Origin of the sequence: Mesorhizobium sp. B3-1-7 (genome assembly GCF_006439385.1) — a bacterium.
Taxonomy (GTDB): Bacteria; Pseudomonadota; Alphaproteobacteria; order Rhizobiales; family Rhizobiaceae; genus Mesorhizobium.
Window position 1 is genome coordinate 1 of the sequence record NZ_VFTL01000044.1, and the last position, 18,537, is coordinate 18,537.

The window sequence follows — 18,537 nt, forward strand, 5'->3', positions numbered from 1 at the left end:
TAGGTCTCGGCTTGCTGAAGAATGGAACCGTGGAGTTCCTTCGCGCCCCCCTCTGTCCTGCCGGACATCTCCCCCACAGGTGGGGAGATTGGCAGCTTTGCCGGCGGCGCCCTTTCTTCAACGTCGGAGAGTGGCGAAAGCCGGCGCGACAGCTGATCTCCCCCCTCGTGGGGGAGATGGCCGGCAGGCCAGAGGGGGCGCTGTCCCGCCAGCATTGCGAAGATCTCCTAAGACACATCCAGCTTCGGCCCCAGGATCTCCACCAGCCAGTCCACGAACACCCGCACCCGTGGCGACAATTGTCGGCTGCGCGGATAGAGCACCGAGATCGGCGTCGGCGTCGGCGGGTTGCCGGGCAGCACCTCGACCAGCCGGCCGGCCTCGATGTCGGCGGCGAAGCGGCGGCGCGGCGCCTGGTAGAGGCCAAAATCCTGGCGCACCAGCGTGGCGGCGGTGTCGGAATTGGAGACAGTGACGCGCGATGGCAGCACGATCTCGCGGATCTTGCCGTCGACGGTGAACTCCAGCGGCATCACCTGGCCGGTGCGCGACGAGACGAAGCCGATCATCATATGCCCGGCGAGCTCGTCCAGCGTGCTCGGCAGGCCGTGATGCTCGATATAGGCGGCGCTGGCGAGTGTCGCTTCGCGCGCCATGCCGATGCGGCGCGCGATCATGTCGCTGTCGGGCAGTGTTCCGGCACGCACCACGCAGTCGACGCCCTCGCGCACCAGGTCGACGAAGCGATCGCCCTCGCCGATATGCACGCTGAGCCCGGGATGGCGCGCGAGCAGCGCCGGCAATTCCGGGATGACCAGGGTGCGGGCCAAATGGCCGTTGATGTCGATGCTGAGCCGCCCGCGCACTTCATGCGCGCCAAAGGTGCCCTCGGCGTCCTCGATGTCGGCGAGAATGCCGAGGCAGCGCTGGTAATAGGCCTCGCCGTCGAGCGTCGTGGTGACGTGGCGCGTGGTGCGTCGGAGCAGTTGCACGCCGAGCCGCTCCTCAAGCTGCTTGATCGCGGCGGTGGCGCTGGAGCGCGGCAGGCCGAGATCGGCGGCAGCCGCGGTAAAGCTGTGGCGTTCCACGACGCGGGTGAAGAGCCGCATGCTGTCAAACCGATCCATCGCCGATTGTTCGCATAGACTGAATAGTGTTGGCAATCCATGCCCGATTATATCGGACGGTCAGGCGAGTATATGCATCTCCATCCAAGAAGAAGGAGATTTCGCCATGACCACTCGTCCCATTGCCCTCATCACCGGCGGCAGCCGCGGCCTCGGCCGCAATACCGCGGTCAACCTCGCCCGCCGGGGTGTCGACGTCATCGTCACCTATCGCTCTCGCGCCGATGAGGCGAAGACGGCAATCGCCGAGATCGAGGACGCCGGCGGCCGGGCCGCCGCGCTTGAGCTGGATACCGGCGCCGTCGCCAGCTTCCCGGCTTTCGTCGAGGCGTTGAAGAAGACGCTTCACGAAACCTGGCAGCGCGACCGCTTCGACTATCTCGTCAACAATGCCGGCACCGGCCTGCGCAAGATGATCGCCGAGACGACGGAAGAGGAATTCGACACGCTGATGAACACCCATCTCAAGGGCGTGTTCTTCCTGACCCAGGCGCTGCTGCCGCTGATCGGCGATGGCGGCCGCATCATCAACATCTCGAGCGGGCTGGCCCGTTTCGCCGCGCCCGGATCGTCGGCCTACGCGATGATGAAGGGCGGCATCGAGGTGTTCACGCGCTACCTTGCCAAGGAGCTTGGCGCGCGCGGCATCACCGCCAACACCGTGGCGCCAGGCGCCATCGCCACCGACTTCAATGGCGGCCATGTGCGCGACAACGCCGAGATCAACCGCATGGTGGCCGGCGTCACCGCGCTCGGCCGCGCCGGCGTTGCCGACGACATCGGGCCGATGATCGCCTCGCTGCTGTCGGACGACAATCGCTGGGTCAACGCCCAGCGCATCGAAGTGTCAGGCGGCATGAACATCTAGGTGACCTGGCGGATCAGTCCCTCGAAGCCGTCGGCAAGGTTGGCATTGCCGGCGGCGATGAAGCTCGACAGGTTCCTGGCTCGTCCGGGTGTCTTGTTGGCGTCGAGCAGCACCGCCCTGCCCTCGTGCATGACGAAGTCGAATTTTCCGTAGTCGAAGCCGAGCCGGCGCCTTAGCGCGCGCAGTTCGTCCGGAACCGGAACCGCCTCGCGGCGGATGGTGTCGTCGCCCTTGACGAGGCTCTGCGGCGAGACATGGCGGGTGCAGCGCTCGCGCTCGCCGCAGAACAGCCAGAAGCGGGCGGCAAAACCGTCCGGCTCCGGTTCGGGAATGAATTTCTCGACGAGCAGATCCTGGCGCTCGAAGGCCTCGGCCGGAACGTCGGCGAGCGAGGCATGGATCTCGTATTTGTCGAAAGGTTCGACGCCGGGAAACGGCTCCGGCCTGCCGGCGCGCCGTGCGCGCTGGTTCAGTTGCTGTTCCGGCGTTCCCCAATGGTTGAGGCTGCTCTTGACGATGACCTGTCCCTGCCAGTCGTCGCCTTGGCCAATCACGGCGCCGCTGATGCGGCGTTTCGAAATGTCGGCCGTCCCAAGGTTGAGGCAGAAGGGAAAGCGCCGCGCATAATCGACATAGTCGGGCGGCGTCACGGTCACGTCGAGATGCAACACCGCGATGTCGGCGGCCGGCTTCGCCGAGGTGCCTCTCAATATCTGGACCGAATGGCCGCGGCGCTTCAGCTCTTCCAGCAGGTCGAAGAGCATATATGGGCTATCGCGGCGCATCAGCAGTCCGCGCCGGCTCTGGAAGCGGTCGAACTCGTGCGTGATCACCGCGATGCGCGCCATGCCCGCCCCCCACTTGGCTTATCGAGCGTCGTCGATTATTCGATCGAATACAACGCGCTGCTAGGCTGGGGTTTGCATGACGCAACATTGGAATGCAATTCGCAAGCACTGGCAGTTGCTCGGCTCACCTCTGCGGCCGCCGGCGGAGGTGGTCGAGACTTACGACCGCGAGCTCGACCTTGCCCGGTCGCACGTCGTGATGTTCGGCGTGACGCCGGAGCTCGCTGGGCTGGGCGCCAGTATGACGGCGGTCGACGAATCCGCCGACATGATTGCCGGCATCTGGCCAGGCGACACAGAAACGCGCAAGGCGGTGCAAGGCGACTGGTTCGACCTACCGTTTCCAGGCGCAAGCGTCGATGCGCTGATCGGCGATGGATGCCTCTCGGTCATCGGCACCGCGAACCTCAGGCGCACACTGTTTGCTTCGATCGCGCGTGCGCTGAAAGCAGACGGGCGCGCCGGCATCAGGCTTTATGCTTCCCCCGGGACTCCAGACGACCCGAAGGATATCCGCGCCCTGGCGCTGAGCGGCGGCGTCGCAACCTTCCACGAGCTCAAATGGCGCGTGGCGATGACCGCAATCGGCGGCGCGCCTGACTACACGATACCGGTGAGGGGCATCCTCGAACAATTCGAAGCGCTGTTTCCGGATCGCGAAGAGCTTGCGGCTCGCACAGGATGGGAGCTGCCGGTCATCGGAACCATCGACGTCTACCGCAACTCGTCGGTCATCTACAATTTCGCCCCCGCGGCAGCACTCATCGAGGAAGCCCAGACCTTCTTCGATGATGTCCGGCTGGCCTCGACCGGCACATACGGGCTCGCTGAACGCTGCCCGCTGCTGGTGCTGCGGTCGCCGAAGCGCCGGGACTGACGGACGAGATTGCTCGTCGGCGCCTCGCGACACCCGGTGCTTTTCGGGCTGGCGTTCCGCGTGAGAAAAATTTCGCGTCGCCTCCCCCTTGCGCGCGCCTTGACTCCGGCAAGGCGCCGGCCTATTTCAGCGCCACGTTAGCACTCGTCTTTGGTGAGTGCTAACCCATATCCGGCCTCGCCGGATGGAGGAACAGTTCTCACCGTTCTCATTCGAGGAAGAAAACATGGCAAAGTCCAAGTTCCGCCCGCTTCATGACCGCGTGGTCGTTCGCCGGGTCGAATCCGAATCCAAGACCGCCGGCGGGATCATCATCCCGGATACGGCGAAGGAGAAGCCGCAGGAAGGCGAGATCATCGCCGTCGGTTCCGGCGCCCGCGACGAAGCAGGCAAGCTCGTGCCGCTGGATGTCAAGGCCGGCGATCGCATCCTGTTCGGCAAGTGGTCAGGCACCGAAGTCAAGCTCAATGGCGAAGACCTTCTGATCATGAAGGAATCCGACATCATGGGTATCATCGGCTGATCATCGGCCTCACCTGAATCTTCATCTTCGGGCTCTTCCCGAGCCCCTGCCAGGAGCTAAAACATGGCTGCCAAAGACGTAAAATTCTCCCGCGATGCCCGTGAGCGCATGCTGCGCGGTGTCAACATCCTCGCCGACGCGGTGAAGGTCACCCTCGGCCCCAAGGGCCGCAACGTCGTCATCGACAAGTCGTTCGGCGCCCCGCGCATCACCAAGGACGGCGTCACCGTCGCCAAGGAAATCGAGCTCGAGGACAAGTTCGAGAACATGGGCGCACAGATGGTCCGCGAAGTCGCTTCGAAGACCAACGACATCGCCGGCGACGGCACCACGACCGCAACGGTTCTGGCGCAGTCGATCGTCCAGGAAGGCCACAAGGCGGTTGCCGCCGGCATGAACCCGATGGACCTGAAGCGCGGCATCGACCTCGCCGTTGGCGACGTCGTCACGACGCTGATCAAGAACGCCAAGAAGATCAAGACCTCGGAAGAAGTTGCCCAGGTCGGCACCATCGCCGGCAATGGCGATGCCTCGGTCGGCTCGATGATCGCCGAAGCGATGCAAAAGGTCGGCAATGAGGGCGTCATCACCGTCGAGGAGGCCAAGACCGCCGAGACCGAGCTCGAAGTCGTCGAAGGCATGCAGTTCGACCGCGGCTACCTGTCGCCCTACTTCGTCACCAACGCCGACAAGATGGTTGCGGACCTGGAAGACGCCTACATCCTTCTCCACGAGAAGAAGCTCTCCAACCTGCAGGCCATGCTGCCGATCCTCGAGGCTGTCGTGCAGACCTCGAAGCCGCTGGTCATCATCTCGGAAGACGTCGAAGGCGAGGCTCTGGCCACGCTGGTCGTCAACAAGCTGCGTGGCGGCCTGAAGATCGCCGCCGTCAAGGCGCCGGGCTTCGGTGACCGCCGTAAGGCCATGCTGGAAGACATCGCCATCCTCACCGGCGGCCAGGTCATTTCCGAAGACCTCGGCATCAAGCTCGAGAATGTCGGCCTCAACATGCTCGGCCGCGCCAAGAAGGTGTCGATCTCCAAGGAGAACACCACCATCGTCGACGGCGCCGGCAAGAAGGCCGAGATCCAGGGCCGCGTTGCCCAGATCAAGCAGCAGATCGAGGAGACCACCTCGGACTACGACAAGGAGAAGCTGCAGGAACGTCTCGCCAAGCTGGCCGGCGGCGTTGCCGTCATCCGTGTCGGCGGTGCGACCGAGATCGAAGTCAAGGAAAAGAAGGACCGCGTCGATGACGCCCTCAACGCGACCCGCGCGGCCGTCGAAGAAGGCATCGTTCCCGGCGGCGGCGTCGCGCTTCTGCGCGCTTCGCTGAACATCAAGGCAACCGGCGCCAACTCCGACCAGACCGCTGGCATCAACATCGTTCGTCGCGCCCTGCAGGCTCCGGCCCGTCAGATCGCGTCCAACGCCGGTGCGGAAGCATCGATCGTTGCCGGCAAGATCCTTGAGAACAAGGGCGCGACCTTCGGCTACAACGCCCAGACCGGCGAATATGGCGACATGATCGCCATGGGCATCGTCGATCCGGTCAAGGTCGTGCGCACCGCTCTCCAGGACGCGGCCTCGGTCGCCGGCCTGCTGGTCACCACCGAAGCCATGATCGCCGAGGCTCCGAAGAAGGAGTCGGCTGGCGGCATGCCCGGCGGTATGCCTGGCGGCGGCATGGGTGGCATGGGCGGCATGGACTTCTAAGAAGTCCATAAAGCACGCCCATCAACTAACATTGCTCAAGCCCGCAAACGGGCTTGAGTGGCGGCATGGACTTCTAATCCAGGCTACCAAGCTGATACGGAAAGGGCGCCCAGAGGCGCCCTTTCTTGTTTTGCGAGGATTATCGGGGCGATCAACGTTTGATCGGCATTCCGAAACGAAATCGCTTCGCCGTGAAGATAAGTCGCCGCAACGCCTTCAGGCCGGCCGCCGCGAGCTTTCCCTCAGCCTTCATTGCCCGGTCCGTCCAGCATGGCCTTCACGCCTTCCAGATCGACACCAACGAAGGAAGCGACGGCCCATCCGCTAGAGGCCGCGCAGCGACCAGCCTTTCCGCGAGGTCGACCGAAATACCTTGCTCGGCCAGCAGGAAACCGGCTCGCTCATTTCTGCCACGCGAGAAACATGGCGCGTGTCCGGTTGCAGCGGCCGGCGCGAAAGCAGCGGCGTCCAGTCAACGCCGCCGGCAGGCACCTCCCCCGAGCCGGAAAGCGCCACCTCGGCGGAGGCGTTGTACTTGAAATGCGCGGTTTCAGTCGAGATTCCTGGCAAATTGCGGTCCGCGAACCGCCTGATCCGACTGTCTGCGCCCCAACGCCCGCGCCCGAAACCGCTTCGCCGGCCGCCCCGTTGCGGCAAGACCTGGGGAGTTAAGCCGATATTTCCGGAGCCGGCAAAGCCCTTTATCCTAAGGCGGTAGCGTCCGCCTCCCGGGCTACCTTGCCAGCAAGCACCGCTTGCTCGACCAGCGCGGCCACTTCGTCGGCGACAGTCAAGACCGGCGTGCGGTCGCGGGTGGCGCGCGCGATCACCATAAGGCCCTCCAGCGAAGATTCGACCAGCAGGGCCAGCGCCTGCGCGCGCCGCTCCGGCACCCCTGCCCTGACGAAAGCCTGGCGCAGCAGTCCGATCCACTGCTCGAAGGCCGACCGGCAGATTTCAGCCAGGTCCGGCACATCGTTCGGAGCATCGAGCACCAACGGCGCGACCGGGCAGCCGAGCGAGAATTCGTTCTCTTCCAGCATGCGGGCCACCGACTGGTAGATGTGGTGCACGGCAACGGCTGGGTCGCTTTCCTCCAACAGCGCGGCGCCAAGTCGCTCGGTCACATCGGCGACACTGGCGCGCGTCACTTCGATGACCAGTTGGTCCTTGCCGCCCGGGAAATGGAAATAGAGCGACCCGCGAGGCGCGCCGCTGGCGCTCAAAATGTCGTTGAGCGACGTGCCGTGATAGCCGCGCTGCCGAATGAGCAGCCCGGTCGCCTCGATCATGCGGGTGCGTGTGTCCGTCGCCACGTCGACCTCTCGACTGTCAACCTCTGTCAGGAGCTTGCATTATAGGGCTTGCCCATAATATGACAATCGGTCTACATAATATGTAGATCGGTCTACATATTTGAGACAACAATGCAAACCTATCGGCTCGAGGGGCAAGGCAGCATCGACAAACTGGCGTTGCGCGAGGAGGCGATGCCGCAGCCAGGTCCGCGTCAGATCGTCGTGCGGGTGCGCGCCACCTCGCTCAATCGCCGCGACACGATGATCCTCAACGGCACCTATCCTCTGGCACCCCGCGCCGGCATCGTGCCGCTGAGCGACGGCGCCGGCGAAGTCGTCGCGGTCGGCGACGGTGCGACCCGCTTTGCCATCGGCGACCGCGTCACCGGCAGCTATTTCGCGCGCTGGATCGACGGCCGCATGCATCCGGGCATCGTCGATCAGCTCGGCTGCACGCTGGACGGCATGCTCTGCGAATACGCGCTGCTCGACGAGCAATGGGCCGTGCGGCTGCCCGACCACCTCTCCTGGCAAGAGGCGGCGACCTTCACCTGCGCCGGGCTGACCGCCTGGAGCGCGCTGACGGGCGCCGAGATTCCAAAGCCCGGACAATGGGTTCTCACCATTGGCTCAGGTGGCGTCGCGCTGTTTGCGCTGCAGTTCGCCAAGCTCATGGGTTGCCGCGTGGCCGCCGTCACCTCGCGCGCCGAGAAAGCCGAAAGGCTGCGGACGCTCGGCGCCGACGTCGTCATCGCGGTAGCCGGAACGCCGGAATGGGGCGTGAAATTGCGCGAGGCGACCGGCGGGATCGATCTCGTCGTCGAGACCGGCGGCCCGGCGACTTTTACGCAATCGCTGATCGCCAGCGCGCTTTACGGGCGCATCGTGCTGCTCACCGTGCAGGACCACAACGGCAAATCGGTCGAGATCCCGGGCGCCGTCTACCAGCGCAGCCTCGTCACCATCGGCCGGCTGTTCGTCGGCAGCCGCAACGGGCTGGAGGCGATGCTTGCCGCTGTCGCCACGCACCGGCTGAAACCCGTCCTCGACAAGGTCTTCCCCTTCGCCGAGGCGCGCGAGGCCTGCCGTCATTTCCAGCGGGGCGACGTCTTCGGCAAGGTCGTCATCGACGGCGCGTGACCACCACACTTTCCCACAAACAGAGAGGAGACCAGCCATGACAATCCGTGAAGCCTCGGCCCAGTGGCAGGGCACGCTCAAGGAAGGATCCGGCCGGCTGCGGCTGGGCAGCGGCGTGTTCGAAGGCGCCTATTCCTTCCCGTCGCGCTTCGAGAACGGCCCGGGCACCAATCCGGAAGAGCTGATAGCGGCCGCGCATGCCGGCTGCTTCTCGATGGCGCTTACCGCCGTGCTCGGCGGCGAAGGCCACACGGCCAAGAGCATCCACACCATTGCCAAGGTGCATCTCGGCGCGACCACGGCCGGGCCGACGATTACCCGCATCGAGCTCGAGACCGAGGCGAGCATCGCCGGCATCTCGGCCGAGGACTTCGAGCGGCTGGCGCAAAAGGCCAAGGCAGCCTGCCTCGTCTCGCGGGCACTGGCCGGCGTCGCCTCGATCACGCTCAAGGCGAACCTTGCAGACCACTGAAACGGAAGGAGGAAAATCCAATGACCCAGGAATTGATCATCGACATCGCCGCGGCCAAGCGCTCCGCCGAGACGGCGGAAATCATGCGGCGCTACAACGACGTCTTCCAGCGTCACGATCCGTCGGCACTGGACGAACTGGTGGCGCAGGATTGCGTGATCGAGAACACCACGCCGGCGCCGGACGGCGCCCGCCGCATCGGCAAGGCCGCCTGCGTCGAATTGTGGTCGGCGATCGCCACCGGACCCGGCACCCGCTTCGATGTCGAAGAGACGTTCGTCGCCGGCGACCGCGCCACGATCCGCTGGCGCTTCTGGATGTCCGACGGCAGTTCGCTGCGCGGCGTCAACCTGATGCGTGTCGCGGATGGGCAAATCGTCGAGGCGATGGGCTATGTGAAAGGATAGGGCCTGGCGCGGAAGAGCCGCGTTCAGGCCCAGTCCGGAATCCGTCCCGCCAGGATCTGGATCCCGGGCAAGCCGCGGCCTACGAGACGACCCGATTGAGTTTCACGAAGGTCTTGGGACTGCGCTGGATGGTCTGGAAGACCACGCAGTAGCGATCGGTGAGTTCCATGAGCTGGGTCAGCCGGCCTTGCTCGACATCCGACTCGATGTCGAAGCGCAGGCGGATTTCCTTGAAGCCGACCGGCACACCTTCGGTGACGCCGAGCGTGCCGCGAAGATCGACGTCGCCCTCGGCGGAAATCTCCGCCGACTTGATCGGAATCTCCAGCACGGCCGCGGCCGCCCGCATCGAGACGCCGGCGCAGGCGATCAGCGCCTCCAGCAGCATGTCGCCGGAGCAAAGCTCCCGCCCGCTGCCGCCGGCCTTCGGATGGATGCCCGCCAAGGCAAGACCGCGTCCGGTCTCGACCTTGCAGGTCACCTTCGAGTCGTCGGCATTGCCCCTGGCCTTCAAGGTAAGAAGTGCTGCCCGCGCGTCCTTGCGATAAAGATCCTTGATCGGCTCCTGCGTGGCGCGAAACGTCGCGATATCCATTGCTGTCCTCCTGTCGTGAATTGCGGTTGTCTGAAATCGTCGGCCATCGTCCGGACCTATTCCGGGACTGCGATGCCGGAGCCGCCGAGCTCGGCGGGAAAATCCTTCAACTTCGGCAGTCCGTCCTTCATCGGCAGGACCGTCTCTGCGTAGTTGACATGGACCCCCGGCTTGAATTCCACCGTCGGTATGGTGGCGGCATAGACGTCGACCAATCCGAGCGGCGGATGATCCGTCATCAGATGACCGCCGCATTTTGTGCAGAACTGGCGGTCGCTCATCTCGGACTTCTTGAAGCCGGATAGAAGCTCCGCGCCCTTGGTGACCTTGACGTTCCGTGGCTTCCACAGCGTGAAGGCATTCACCGGAGACGCCGACCACGACCGGCAGGAACCGCAGTGGCAGTAGCCCATTGCCTCGGCGGTTCCGTGGACTTCGATTTCCACGGCGCCGCAAAAACACCCGCCCTTATGTACCGTCATGACTTTCGATCCTTATCCAGGTTTGGTTCGACCGTGCTCAGCGCCGGTTGAGCCGGCACCGCACAGCGCTGTCGGGGTTTAAAGCTTCCGCCATTGAACGGAATGACGGGGCGTCCGCCTTACTTGACAGCTCGTCCGGAACTGGAAAGGGATGTCGCGCCGGATTGCCGCGCGGCTTGCGGGAAATGGGTGGAATGGCCGGGGATGCTCTTTCTGACCTTTTGAAAACGGTGCGCCTCACCGGCGCGACGTTTTTCGACATCGAAGGCCACGACCCGTGGGCCGTCCATTCGCCCGCGCCGTCGTCGATATTGCCCAAGGTACTTCCCGGCGCGGATCATCTGATTTCCTATCATGTGGTAACGGCCGGCCACTGCTTCGCGCGGATCATCGGCGACGAGCCGATCCCGATGGAAGCCGGCGAAGTCGTGGTCTTCACCAGAAGCGACCCGCACATCATGTCGAGTCATCCCGACTTGCGCGCCGACCCGCCGACGGCCGACGTGCTCGACATAGCGACTGCGGGCCGAATGCCTTTCTACATCAACTGCGCCGGCGGCGGGTCGCGCTCGGTCAGGCTGATCTGCGGCTATCTCGCCTGTGATGCCCTGCCCTTCAATCCGCTGCTCGAAGCGCTGCCGCCGGCCATCAAGGCCGGCGACGCCAGGGGCGATGGCGGGTGGCTCGGCCAGTTCATCAGGCAGGCGGTCTCGGAGGTGGCTGACAAGCGGGCCGGCAGCGAAACAGTGCTCACCAAGCTCAGCGAGCTGATGTTCGTCGACGTGCTGCGCCGCTATGTGGAATCGCTGCCGCCGCAACAGACCGGTTGGCTGGCGGGCCTGCGCGATCCGCATCTGGGCAAGGCGCTGGCGCTGATCCACGACCGGCCGGCGCACAATTGGACGGTGGAGGCGCTGGCGAAGGAGTCGGCATTGTCGCGCACCGTGCTTGCGGAGCGCTTCACCAGAATCGTCGGCATGCCGCCGATGCACTATCTCGCCAAATGGCGCATGCAGATCGCCTCGGAACTGCTCAGCGCCGGCAACAGCAACGTCGCCAGCATCGCTGCGGACATCGGCTATGAATCCGAAGCGGCGTTCAGCCGCGCCTTCAAGAAGATGATCGGCGTCCCGCCTTCTGCCTGGCGGCTCGGGGTTCGGGCTGCGGCCGGTTCCGGAAGCGACGAGGCTTCCGAAACCGAGGGCTGACCGTCCGTTAGCGATCGGCCAGCGCCAGCTTGGCGCCGAGCATGACGAAGGCGGCGGCAAAACTGCGGCGCATCCAGGTCAGCACTTTCGGCCGCGACACGATGTGGCTGCGCACCGACGCCGCGAACACGCCGTAGATGGCGAAGACGACGAAGGTCATCAGCATGAAGACCCCGGAGAGCTCGAGCATCTTGGGCAGCGCATGCGGCTCGGTGGTGCTGACGAATTGCGGCAGGAAGGCGAAGAAGAAGATCGACAGTTTCGGGTTGAGGATGTTGACCAGGACGCCGGAGGTGATGGTCCTGGCGGTCGAGCGCGGCGCGGCATCCTCGTCGATGCTGAGGCCGCCTTTTTCCTTCAACGTGTTCCAGGCCATGTAGAGCAGATAGGCGACGCCGAGATATTTCAGCGTCTCGAAGGCGATGGCGCTTGTGTGCAGCACCGCTGCGAGGCCGGTGATCGCGGCCGCCATATGCGGGATGATGCCCAGCGTGCAGGCGAAGGCGGCGATAATTGAAGCCCGCGCGCCGCGCGAGAGGCCGGCGCTCAGCGTGTAGAGGACGCCGGTGCCAGGCGAAGCCACGATGATCAGCGACGTCAACAGGAATTCGATGCTCATGGATTTCCTCCGCAGCCCTGCCCGACGGGAAGGTACCGGGAGGAATGGGTGTCGGCAAGCGGCGGAGAGCTTGATCTCCTCCCATGTGGGGGAGATGGCCGGCGGGCCAGAGGGGGCGCGAAGGAACGCGGCCTCTCAGTCCCTTTTCTTTGAAATCTATTCGGATGTCCGATCGAAGTTCGGCTGAGACGCCGACGGGACAGCGCCCCCCTCTGCCCTGCCGGGTTTTCGTCCTTCGCAAAGCCAAGCAGTTGGCTTCGCGTCCGCTAGGCGGACCAGTCCTCAACTCCCACAAGCGGGGAGATAGGCAGTTCGAGCCCATGCGCTGCCCTCGCCATCAGGCAGTCGTCACCGCCCGGCATGCAGGCGCGGCAGACATCGGGGCGGAGATCATAGATGCCGCAGGCCGTGTGCTTGCCCACCTCGCCGGTGAGCGCTGAACATCGGCCGCCCTCGCTGCGCATGCCGGATTGGTCCGCGGCTACCAGCTCGGCCGGAATGCGGTCGAGCTGTTCGTCATCCTCGGTCGAAAAACGCGGCCAGTCGGCCGAATAAGAGCAGCAGGCGCCGCAGCTCTGGCAATCGAATACGTCGACCGTACCGGCATCCTCGTCGACAGACACAAAGGACTGACCGGGCAGCCCGAGCGGCCTGGCTGTGCGACCGGCGTCCTGCGGCAAGGGCGCTACTTCTTTCTGGTCTTGCGCGCCGGCGCTTCGGCCGACGACTTGAACAGATCGGTCGCAACCTCTGCGGACGCGTCCGGCTTCACCGCCGGCTTGGCTGGCTTGGCAGTGGCGGGCGGAGCTGCCGGCTGGTCCTTGGCGGAGAATTTTATGGCCATGTCAGTCCTCGTCAGAAAAGCGCGATGATGGCGCGTTCGGGTTGCGCAAGCGGCCGATCAGCGCCGAGACCGCCGTGATGTTCATTTCCTCGGGCGACCAGTTCCTGGCGTCCTCGATGTGGTGCGGCGCCAGCTCACGATGCGTGCTGCCGCTGTAGGCGGCATCCTGATAGCTGGTGCGCTGACGGGTCTTGGCGTCTTCCCGCACATACTCGATCAGATAGTTCGGGGCTTCGGCGCGGCCGCGCACGCCAACGCGCACCTGGGCATCGCCATGCGCGCGCTTGCAGCGTTCGAGCCTTTCCAGCACTCGGCGAACATATTCGATCGGCTTGTCAAGGGTGTCGACCATGTCGGCGATGGTCGCATCGGCGGCGATCGGCGTTGATGGCACGCGTTTGGCGGCCATCAGCGTGTGGCTGCCGGTTTCGGCAAGGCCTGCCCACATGATTCATTCAAGATAGCGGTCAAAATCTTCTCCTGCCCGGAGGCTGATGCCGAAATGGCAGAGCGTCTTTCGGCCATGACCACGCACAAAGCAACATGGCGTCAGATTAAATTGCGGACGTCCGCATCCCTGGCCTTGCAGCATTCCTATCACATCGTGGCGGGCGTTTGGGACTATCCGCAAAAAGGACAAAAAAATTCGTCGGCTGCGGAACCAATGTCATGGCAAGCCGTTTCTACTCAAGCCGTCGGCAATTCACGAGCAATCGAGAACGGTTGACGGCAAAAGCGCCTCCCGCGCCGTAACACGCGCGAGAGGCGTTTTCTATTGCTCAGCGCTCCTGATCGGTCGGACGGATAAGTATCTCGTTGACGTTGACCCTTGGCGGCTGGCTGACGGCATAGAAAATGGCGTTCGCAATATCCTCGGCGGTCAGCGCTTCCATCGTGGCGAGACGGTGTTCGAGGCCGGCCTTGGATTGCGCGTTGGTGATGTGATCGCCGAGTTCGGTACGCACAAGGCCCGGCTCGATGACGGTGACGCGCACTTTGTCGGCATAGACCTCCCGGCGCAGCGATTCCGAAAAAGCCACCACGCCGAATTTGGTCGCCGCGTAACCGGCCGCGCCCGGGTTGGCGACACGGCCGGCCACCGAGGAGACGTTGACGATATGGCCCTTCGAAGCCTTCAAGTGCGGCAGCGCCGCCTTGGTCGTCGCCATCAGCCCGATCAGGTTGAGCTCGATCATCTGGCGCCAGTCGTCGAGATCGGCTTCGGCCGCGGGGGCAAGCAGCATGACGCCGGCATTGTTGACGAGGATGTCGAGCCGTCCCCACTCGGATATGACCTTGTCGACCATCGCGGTGATGTCGCCGGCCTTGGCGATGTCGGCTTCGATGGCGCGCGCCTTGCCGTCCGCCTGTTCGATGCGCGCAACCAGTGCCTCGAGGCGATCGGCACGACGGGCGGCGACCGCGACTTTCGCGCCGGCCGCGGCAAGGGCCACAGCGGTGGCCTCGCCGATGCCGGACGAAGCGCCGGTGACAAGAGCGACCTTGCCCGTGAGTATTGAATTTGCGGTGGTCATGAGAAATCTCCAGGAGCCCGGCCCGCTTCTTCACATAGGCCGTGCCGCCAGGGCTTGAAGTCCCCCATCAGCGCAGTCGACGCAATTTGCGGACCCGGCCGCGCTCAATCCTGTTCGTGCGGCCCGGGCTCCGGCCAGGGCTCCCTGGCGGCTTCCGCATACCAGTGACGCATCGCGGGCGTCGCCAATACCGCATCGACATAGGCGCGGGTGACGGGCGCCAGCTCACCGCCATAGGTGTCGAAGCGCGTCACCACCGGCGCATACATCGCATCGGCCGCGGTGAAATGACCAAACAGGAAGGGGCCGCCGTCACCATATTGCTCGCGGCACCGACGCCAGATCGCTTCGATCCTCGCCCGCTGCGCCTCGCCCTCGGCATCGAGCGACTTATGGGATTTCGGCCGGCGCAGATTCATCGGCCAGCCGTAGCGCACCTCGCGGAAGCCGGAATGCATCTCGGTCGCCACCGAGCGTGCCAGTTGACGGGCGCCGAGGTCTTCCGGCCAGAGCTTCTTCCCAGGGTAGAGGTCGGCCAGATATTCAAGGATGGCAAGCGTTTCCCAGACGATCCTGCCCTTATGATTCAAAACCGGCACCAGGCCGGTCGGCGACACCTTGGCGAGGTTGGCTGCCGTCTGCGGCGTGCGCAGCCGCACGAAGCCCTCCTCGAAAGGGATCTCCAGGTGCTTCATCGCCACCCATGGCCTGAGCGACCAGGAGGAAAAGCACTTGTTGCCGATATAGAGGATGAATTCCGCCAAGATTGACCTCTCTTGATGCTGGTTGCGGCGCAAACCTAACCGCTTCACCTTCGAGCCGAAAGTCATTGTCGCGCCGCCGGTTTGCGGAACCAAAAAACTCCGCGTCCGTTTGGACGCGAGATGCGGTTCTCGCATCCAGGCTCCACCCAGGAGATGCGCGCATGGTGAACAGGGATCAGGTCGCCGGTCTTGCCAAGCAAATGAAGGGTTCGGTCATGCAGGCGGCCGGCAAGGCCACCGGCAACCGGGGGACCCAGGTCGAAGGCGCTGCCGACAAGCTCGCCGGCAAGGTGCAGAAGGCCTATGGCGACGTGAAGGACAAGGTCAAAAGGGCGTTCTGACCGCTCAGCAGTTTGCCTTGACGACAGGACTATGGAGGTCGCCGCGAGGCGGCCTTTTCATGTCTGGAATTGCTTGGCCAAGGCGTTCGTGAAGACGATCTCGCCGTGGTCGCCGGCCGCTTCGCCCAGCACCACGTCCAGCTTGTCGGCCGTCACGCGCGCCAGCGCGAAGCCGCCCATATAGGCCGCCTTCGGCTTGACGATATCGAGCCCATCGCGCTGGTAGATCATCGGCACTTCGTGCTGGTGGCCGTGGAAGACCGCGATGACATTATAGCCCTTGATCGCGGCCAGCAGCGCCTGGCGGTCCGCCTCGCCCCACCAGTGCGGGCGGCCGGAGCCGTCGTCATCGTAGGTGCGTTTCACCGGATCCCAGCGCTCGATCGAGAAAGTGTCCCAGCCATAGTGCTGGAACAGGATCACTGGACGGCCGTCGCCGGCATAGGTGGCGATGTCCTGCTTCAGCCAAGGCAGGCTGCTCGGCGCGCCATGGCCGGTGTCGCCGGCGAAGCGGTGCGTCTGGATAAGATGCAGGCCGCCCCAGTCCCAGGAATAGCAGTCGGTGTCGACGTCATATTCGGTCGCCGGCACCGGCGGCTTGAAGAACACGCCGGGGCGATGGTTGACCTCGACATAGTCGCGCAGTTCGCGGCGATACCAGTCGACATGCGGCGGCGAACCGTTCTGGTCGAGATCGTGGTTGCCCAGCCCGACATAGACCGGGATGTGAACGCGGTCCGGCCCGACACCTTCCTGATAGCGCTGGGAGAACTGCAGAAGCTGCGTGCCTTCGCTGGGTTCGGTGACCTGGCCGCCGCCATCGTCGGTGATGTCGCCGCCGGTGACGAGGCCGAGCGGCGTGCCGATCCGGGTGCCGGCCGAATGCAGCCCGGTGGAAACGCCGTTGATCTCGGCCGGCCACTCCTTGTCGGCAATGGCGTTCAGGGCCGCGACGTTGCGCAGAAGCGCTGCATCGGTCTTGCCTTCCTGCAGGCAGTTGGGGCTGAGCCCGCTCGCCATGCGGCAGGCATGGATATCGGCGATGAAGAGGAAGGTGGCGTCGATCGGCTGGATGCGCCGGCCCGTCTGGCCGAAGGCCACGCGCGGAAAGACGCCGGCGGCAGCGAGGCCGCCCAACCGAGCCATGAAGATGCGGCGCGAAACGGTTGTTGGCGAAGAGCGATTCATCGTCACCCGATTAAACACCCTTGAACCGCCTCGTCCAGTTCAATGCCCGGCCAGCGCCTGGAGACTTTCCATGCCAAGACATGAAAAGCTCTTGGGTCGACAGCGCGGCGGGGGTCTGTCATTGCTTTGGCACATGCATCCAGCGGAGGAAGGCATGAAAACCCTGATAACCGGCATGGCATTCGCCATGCTCGCCGGCGCCGCGCAGGCCGCGGACTGCGTCGACGCAAAAACCGCCAAAGCCGGCTTCGCGCTCGAAAAGGCCGGCATCCGCAGCGAATTCCGGCCGGCGTCCGGCGGCATGGTCGCGGTCGCCAACAAGTATGAATCGGACTCGCCGCAGACGCAGTATCTCTATGCCGGGCTGATCGAAGTGTTCCGCGACAGTGACACCGGACGGCTGTCGATGATCCCGCTCGGCGACCTCAAGAAGCTGTTCCCGCTGAAAGCGGGCGCCAAGAGCAAGACCGAATTCGTGCGACTGTCTTCAAAAAAGGCGCCGAAGGGCACCGAGACACTGGCTTTGGCCGTCAAGGGCAAGGACACCTACAAGCTGGGCGACTGCAAATACAACGTGCTCGTGGTCGGCGAAACGATCACCGGCGATACGGGCAACGTGATCGACACGTTCACGGCGCTCTACTCGCCCGACCTGCAGGCGGTGCTGGCACGGCGGTACGATGAGGGGACGAGCGCGCAGAGCGAGGTGGGATTCGAGACGATCAAGCCGTTGAGGGAGTGAGGTGTAATTGTCAAACGACGCGATCCTTCACGCCTGTGCCCCGCCGGCATCAACCGATCATCCGCCGCGGCAACACGCGACGCCGCCGCTTTGCCGTCAACCCGCTCTGCGATGGCTCGAAACCTTCCAGCGCCCTCAGACACTCCCGCAGCACCCCTGCATCCTGTGACGTCTTGGCCATCGACATGGCGCCGGAATAAGCAGCCACCGCAAGCGCGGCGAAGCGATCGGGATCGGTCCTGCCCTGCCCGCTGTCCAGCTGGTCGGCCCGGATCTTATCGGCGATCGCCCTTCGCCAGCCGGCGAAGATCTTGGCGAGCGCCAGGCGGAATTCATCGTCGGCCAGCGACAGCTCGTGCGCCAGGTTGTTGAGCGGGCAGCCGCGCACATAGCCCTGTTGCTGCAGCTCCGCAGCCACCGCCTCGAACACGGCCCGCACGCCTTCGCGGGCCGAGGATGCCGCCAGCACCGGATCGATCCAGGTCTCCTGGACCGCCGCCGCCACCCGTTCCTCGATCACCGCCAGCGCCAGCGCCTTCTTGGTCGGGAAATGGTGATGCAGCGCGCCGCCGGTGACGCCGGCCGCGGCCATCAGATCGCCGAGGCTCGAGGCGTGATAGCCGCGCGCCTGGAAGGAGTCCTCCGCCACGTCGAGGACGCGCCGGCGCATGCCTTCCGGGTCGTTTGTGCGTTTCTTGCGTATCGCCATGGCGATCTCCCCATCTCCGCTTGTTGGAGATGGTACCTGAACGAAGTGAGGGCGGATAAGGGGTGCCCCGGGGAAAGCCAGCGTCTCACTCCGCTGGAACATCCCTCATCCGTCTCGGCGCTGCGCGCCGATCCACCTTCTCCCGCAACGAGAGAAAGGAAAAACCACGATACCAGATTGACAAAACAGGACAACCGGTCTGTTTTATAAAACAGGATGATCACCCTGTTTTGG

At 64.4% G+C, this 18,537-nt stretch carries 24 protein-coding genes; 11 read left to right on the forward strand and 13 right to left on the reverse strand.

Annotated elements, in window-relative coordinates; genetic code table 11:
• Positions 1-227: 227 nt before the first annotated feature.
• Positions 228-1,127 (reverse strand): LysR family transcriptional regulator, encoded by a 900-nt coding sequence (locus tag FJ417_RS28415; protein WP_140785733.1) that lies wholly within the window; start codon positions 1,125-1,127, stop codon positions 228-230.
• Between the two features lie 106 nt (positions 1,128-1,233).
• On the opposite strand from FJ417_RS28415, the gene FJ417_RS28420 reads away from it, so the two are divergent.
• Complete coding sequence (locus FJ417_RS28420; protein WP_140785734.1) at positions 1,234-1,995, forward strand: SDR family oxidoreductase; 762 nt, start codon at positions 1,234-1,236, stop codon at positions 1,993-1,995.
• Here FJ417_RS28420 and FJ417_RS28425 read toward each other — a convergent pair.
• The gene (locus FJ417_RS28425) at positions 1,992-2,843 is read right to left on the reverse strand and encodes a hypothetical protein (protein WP_140785735.1); all 852 of its coding nucleotides are present in this window, start codon (positions 2,841-2,843) and stop codon (positions 1,992-1,994) included. The genes FJ417_RS28420 and FJ417_RS28425 overlap by 4 nt on opposite strands.
• A gap of 76 nt (positions 2,844-2,919) precedes the next feature.
• On the opposite strand from FJ417_RS28425, the gene FJ417_RS28430 reads away from it, so the two are divergent.
• The 3 genes from FJ417_RS28430 (at position 2,920) to groL (ending at position 5,959) form a co-directional block, all read left to right on the forward strand.
• Positions 2,920-3,720: a class I SAM-dependent methyltransferase gene (locus FJ417_RS28430; RefSeq protein WP_140785736.1), complete on the forward strand. Its 801-nt coding sequence runs from the start codon at positions 2,920-2,922 to the stop codon at positions 3,718-3,720.
• A 226-nt stretch (positions 3,721-3,946) separates the two neighbouring features.
• A complete protein-coding gene (gene groES, locus FJ417_RS28435) occupies positions 3,947-4,243 on the forward strand; it encodes a co-chaperone GroES (RefSeq protein ID WP_006203049.1) in 297 nt (98 codons plus the stop codon).
• A gap of 63 nt (positions 4,244-4,306) precedes the next feature.
• Positions 4,307-5,959: a chaperonin GroEL gene (gene groL, locus FJ417_RS28440; protein ID WP_140641057.1), complete on the forward strand. Its 1,653-nt coding sequence runs from the start codon at positions 4,307-4,309 to the stop codon at positions 5,957-5,959.
• 701 nt (positions 5,960-6,660) lie between these two features.
• Here groL and FJ417_RS28445 read toward each other — a convergent pair.
• Entirely contained in the window at positions 6,661-7,275 is a 615-nt protein-coding gene (locus FJ417_RS28445) for a TetR/AcrR family transcriptional regulator (protein ID WP_140656922.1), read from the reverse strand.
• A gap of 111 nt (positions 7,276-7,386) precedes the next feature.
• Here FJ417_RS28445 and FJ417_RS28450 point away from each other — a divergent pair, with 111 nt between their 5' ends.
• Genes FJ417_RS28450 through FJ417_RS28460 form a run of 3 tightly spaced genes read left to right on the forward strand, consistent with a single transcriptional unit; the run spans position 7,387 to position 9,276 of the window.
• Positions 7,387-8,397: an NAD(P)-dependent alcohol dehydrogenase gene (locus tag FJ417_RS28450; protein WP_140785737.1), complete on the forward strand. Its 1,011-nt coding sequence runs from the start codon at positions 7,387-7,389 to the stop codon at positions 8,395-8,397.
• Positions 8,398-8,434: 37 nt separating this feature from the next.
• Positions 8,435-8,869 (forward strand): OsmC family protein, encoded by a 435-nt coding sequence (locus FJ417_RS28455; protein ID WP_140785738.1) that lies wholly within the window; start codon positions 8,435-8,437, stop codon positions 8,867-8,869.
• Positions 8,870-8,889: 20 nt separating this feature from the next.
• The gene (locus tag FJ417_RS28460; protein ID WP_140785739.1) at positions 8,890-9,276 is read left to right on the forward strand and encodes a nuclear transport factor 2 family protein; all 387 of its coding nucleotides are present in this window, start codon (positions 8,890-8,892) and stop codon (positions 9,274-9,276) included.
• A gap of 79 nt (positions 9,277-9,355) precedes the next feature.
• On the opposite strand, the gene FJ417_RS28465 is transcribed toward FJ417_RS28460, so the two are convergent.
• Entirely contained in the window at positions 9,356-9,871 is a 516-nt protein-coding gene (locus FJ417_RS28465) for an OsmC family protein (protein WP_140641048.1), read from the reverse strand.
• Positions 9,872-9,927: 56 nt separating this feature from the next.
• Positions 9,928-10,353, reverse strand: coding sequence for a GFA family protein (locus FJ417_RS28470; protein ID WP_140641046.1), 426 nt, complete (start codon positions 10,351-10,353; stop codon positions 9,928-9,930).
• A 194-nt stretch (positions 10,354-10,547) separates the two neighbouring features.
• Between FJ417_RS28470 and FJ417_RS28475 the strand changes: the two genes are divergently transcribed.
• Complete coding sequence (locus FJ417_RS28475) at positions 10,548-11,561, forward strand: AraC family transcriptional regulator (RefSeq protein WP_181175606.1); 1,014 nt, start codon at positions 10,548-10,550, stop codon at positions 11,559-11,561.
• A gap of 7 nt (positions 11,562-11,568) precedes the next feature.
• On the opposite strand, the gene FJ417_RS28480 is transcribed toward FJ417_RS28475, so the two are convergent.
• The 4 genes from FJ417_RS28480 to FJ417_RS28490 form a co-directional block, all read right to left on the reverse strand.
• Positions 11,569-12,180 (reverse strand): LysE family translocator, encoded by a 612-nt coding sequence (locus FJ417_RS28480; RefSeq protein WP_140711052.1) that lies wholly within the window; start codon positions 12,178-12,180, stop codon positions 11,569-11,571.
• Between the two features lie 266 nt (positions 12,181-12,446).
• Positions 12,447-12,803, reverse strand: a complete 357-nt coding sequence (locus tag FJ417_RS28485) for a YkgJ family cysteine cluster protein (protein ID WP_181183326.1) — start codon at positions 12,801-12,803, stop codon at positions 12,447-12,449.
• Between the two features lie 62 nt (positions 12,804-12,865).
• Entirely contained in the window at positions 12,866-13,024 is a 159-nt protein-coding gene (locus FJ417_RS33275) for a hypothetical protein (RefSeq protein ID WP_181183323.1), read from the reverse strand.
• 1 nt (position 13,025) lies between these two features.
• Entirely contained in the window at positions 13,026-13,433 is a 408-nt protein-coding gene (locus tag FJ417_RS28490) for a hypothetical protein (RefSeq protein ID WP_095768506.1), read from the reverse strand.
• 93 nt (positions 13,434-13,526) lie between these two features.
• On the opposite strand from FJ417_RS28490, the gene FJ417_RS28495 reads away from it, so the two are divergent.
• On the forward strand, positions 13,527-13,751 hold the full coding sequence (locus FJ417_RS28495) for a hypothetical protein (RefSeq protein ID WP_140785740.1): 225 nt from the start codon (positions 13,527-13,529) through the stop codon (positions 13,749-13,751).
• A 52-nt stretch (positions 13,752-13,803) separates the two neighbouring features.
• Here the strand turns inward: FJ417_RS28495 and FJ417_RS28500 are convergent, their stop codons facing one another.
• Together FJ417_RS28500 and FJ417_RS28505 are read right to left on the reverse strand one after the other, a co-directional pair.
• Positions 13,804-14,559: an SDR family NAD(P)-dependent oxidoreductase gene (locus FJ417_RS28500; protein ID WP_140641038.1), complete on the reverse strand. Its 756-nt coding sequence runs from the start codon at positions 14,557-14,559 to the stop codon at positions 13,804-13,806.
• Positions 14,560-14,663: 104 nt separating this feature from the next.
• Positions 14,664-15,323 carry a glutathione S-transferase family protein gene (locus FJ417_RS28505; protein ID WP_181183324.1) on the reverse strand — a complete coding sequence of 220 codons (660 nt, stop codon included), beginning with the start codon at positions 15,321-15,323 and terminating at the stop codon, positions 14,664-14,666.
• A gap of 161 nt (positions 15,324-15,484) precedes the next feature.
• Here FJ417_RS28505 and FJ417_RS28510 point away from each other — a divergent pair, with 161 nt between their 5' ends.
• Positions 15,485-15,664 carry a CsbD family protein gene (locus tag FJ417_RS28510; protein WP_140785742.1) on the forward strand — a complete coding sequence of 60 codons (180 nt, stop codon included), beginning with the start codon at positions 15,485-15,487 and terminating at the stop codon, positions 15,662-15,664.
• Positions 15,665-15,721: 57 nt separating this feature from the next.
• Here the strand turns inward: FJ417_RS28510 and FJ417_RS28515 are convergent, their stop codons facing one another.
• Positions 15,722-16,852, reverse strand: a complete 1,131-nt coding sequence (locus FJ417_RS28515) for a metallophosphoesterase (RefSeq protein ID WP_140785743.1) — start codon at positions 16,850-16,852, stop codon at positions 15,722-15,724.
• Between the two features lie 154 nt (positions 16,853-17,006).
• On the opposite strand from FJ417_RS28515, the gene FJ417_RS28520 reads away from it, so the two are divergent.
• Positions 17,007-17,594 carry a hypothetical protein gene (locus FJ417_RS28520; RefSeq protein ID WP_140785744.1) on the forward strand — a complete coding sequence of 196 codons (588 nt, stop codon included), beginning with the start codon at positions 17,007-17,009 and terminating at the stop codon, positions 17,592-17,594.
• Positions 17,595-17,643: 49 nt separating this feature from the next.
• Here the strand turns inward: FJ417_RS28520 and FJ417_RS28525 are convergent, their stop codons facing one another.
• Positions 17,644-18,303, reverse strand: a complete 660-nt coding sequence (locus tag FJ417_RS28525) for a TetR/AcrR family transcriptional regulator (protein WP_140785745.1) — start codon at positions 18,301-18,303, stop codon at positions 17,644-17,646.
• Between the last annotated feature and the right edge of the window lie 234 nt (positions 18,304-18,537).

Excerpts from the sequence above, each read along its gene's own strand:
- FJ417_RS28415 (WP_140785733.1), bottom strand. The coding sequence starts at position 1,127 with ATGGATCGGTTTGACAGCATGCGGCTCTTCACCCGCGTCGTGGAACGC.
- FJ417_RS28420 (WP_140785734.1), top strand. The coding sequence starts at position 1,234 with ATGACCACTCGTCCCATTGCCCTCATCACCGGCGGCAGCCGCGGCCTC.
- FJ417_RS28425 (WP_140785735.1), bottom strand. The coding sequence starts at position 2,843 with ATGGCGCGCATCGCGGTGATCACGCACGAGTTCGACCGCTTCCAGAGC.
- FJ417_RS28430 (WP_140785736.1), top strand. The coding sequence starts at position 2,920 with ATGACGCAACATTGGAATGCAATTCGCAAGCACTGGCAGTTGCTCGGC.
- groES (WP_006203049.1), top strand. The coding sequence starts at position 3,947 with ATGGCAAAGTCCAAGTTCCGCCCGCTTCATGACCGCGTGGTCGTTCGC.
- groL (WP_140641057.1), top strand. The coding sequence starts at position 4,307 with ATGGCTGCCAAAGACGTAAAATTCTCCCGCGATGCCCGTGAGCGCATG.
- FJ417_RS28450 (WP_140785737.1), top strand. The coding sequence starts at position 7,387 with ATGCAAACCTATCGGCTCGAGGGGCAAGGCAGCATCGACAAACTGGCG.
- FJ417_RS28455 (WP_140785738.1), top strand. The coding sequence starts at position 8,435 with ATGACAATCCGTGAAGCCTCGGCCCAGTGGCAGGGCACGCTCAAGGAA.
- FJ417_RS28460 (WP_140785739.1), top strand. The coding sequence starts at position 8,890 with ATGACCCAGGAATTGATCATCGACATCGCCGCGGCCAAGCGCTCCGCC.
- FJ417_RS28465 (WP_140641048.1), bottom strand. The coding sequence starts at position 9,871 with ATGGATATCGCGACGTTTCGCGCCACGCAGGAGCCGATCAAGGATCTT.
- FJ417_RS28470 (WP_140641046.1), bottom strand. The coding sequence starts at position 10,353 with ATGACGGTACATAAGGGCGGGTGTTTTTGCGGCGCCGTGGAAATCGAA.
- FJ417_RS28475 (WP_181175606.1), top strand. The coding sequence starts at position 10,548 with ATGGCCGGGGATGCTCTTTCTGACCTTTTGAAAACGGTGCGCCTCACC.
- FJ417_RS28480 (WP_140711052.1), bottom strand. The coding sequence starts at position 12,180 with ATGAGCATCGAATTCCTGTTGACGTCGCTGATCATCGTGGCTTCGCCT.
- FJ417_RS33275 (WP_181183323.1), bottom strand. The coding sequence starts at position 13,024 with ATGGCCATAAAATTCTCCGCCAAGGACCAGCCGGCAGCTCCGCCCGCC.
- FJ417_RS28490 (WP_095768506.1), bottom strand. The coding sequence starts at position 13,433 with ATGGCCGCCAAACGCGTGCCATCAACGCCGATCGCCGCCGATGCGACC.
- FJ417_RS28495 (WP_140785740.1), top strand. The coding sequence starts at position 13,527 with ATGGCAGAGCGTCTTTCGGCCATGACCACGCACAAAGCAACATGGCGT.
- FJ417_RS28500 (WP_140641038.1), bottom strand. The coding sequence starts at position 14,559 with ATGACCACCGCAAATTCAATACTCACGGGCAAGGTCGCTCTTGTCACC.
- FJ417_RS28510 (WP_140785742.1), top strand. The coding sequence starts at position 15,485 with ATGGTGAACAGGGATCAGGTCGCCGGTCTTGCCAAGCAAATGAAGGGT.
- FJ417_RS28515 (WP_140785743.1), bottom strand. The coding sequence starts at position 16,852 with ATGAATCGCTCTTCGCCAACAACCGTTTCGCGCCGCATCTTCATGGCT.
- FJ417_RS28520 (WP_140785744.1), top strand. The coding sequence starts at position 17,007 with ATGAAAACCCTGATAACCGGCATGGCATTCGCCATGCTCGCCGGCGCC.
- FJ417_RS28525 (WP_140785745.1), bottom strand. The coding sequence starts at position 18,303 with ATGGCGATACGCAAGAAACGCACAAACGACCCGGAAGGCATGCGCCGG.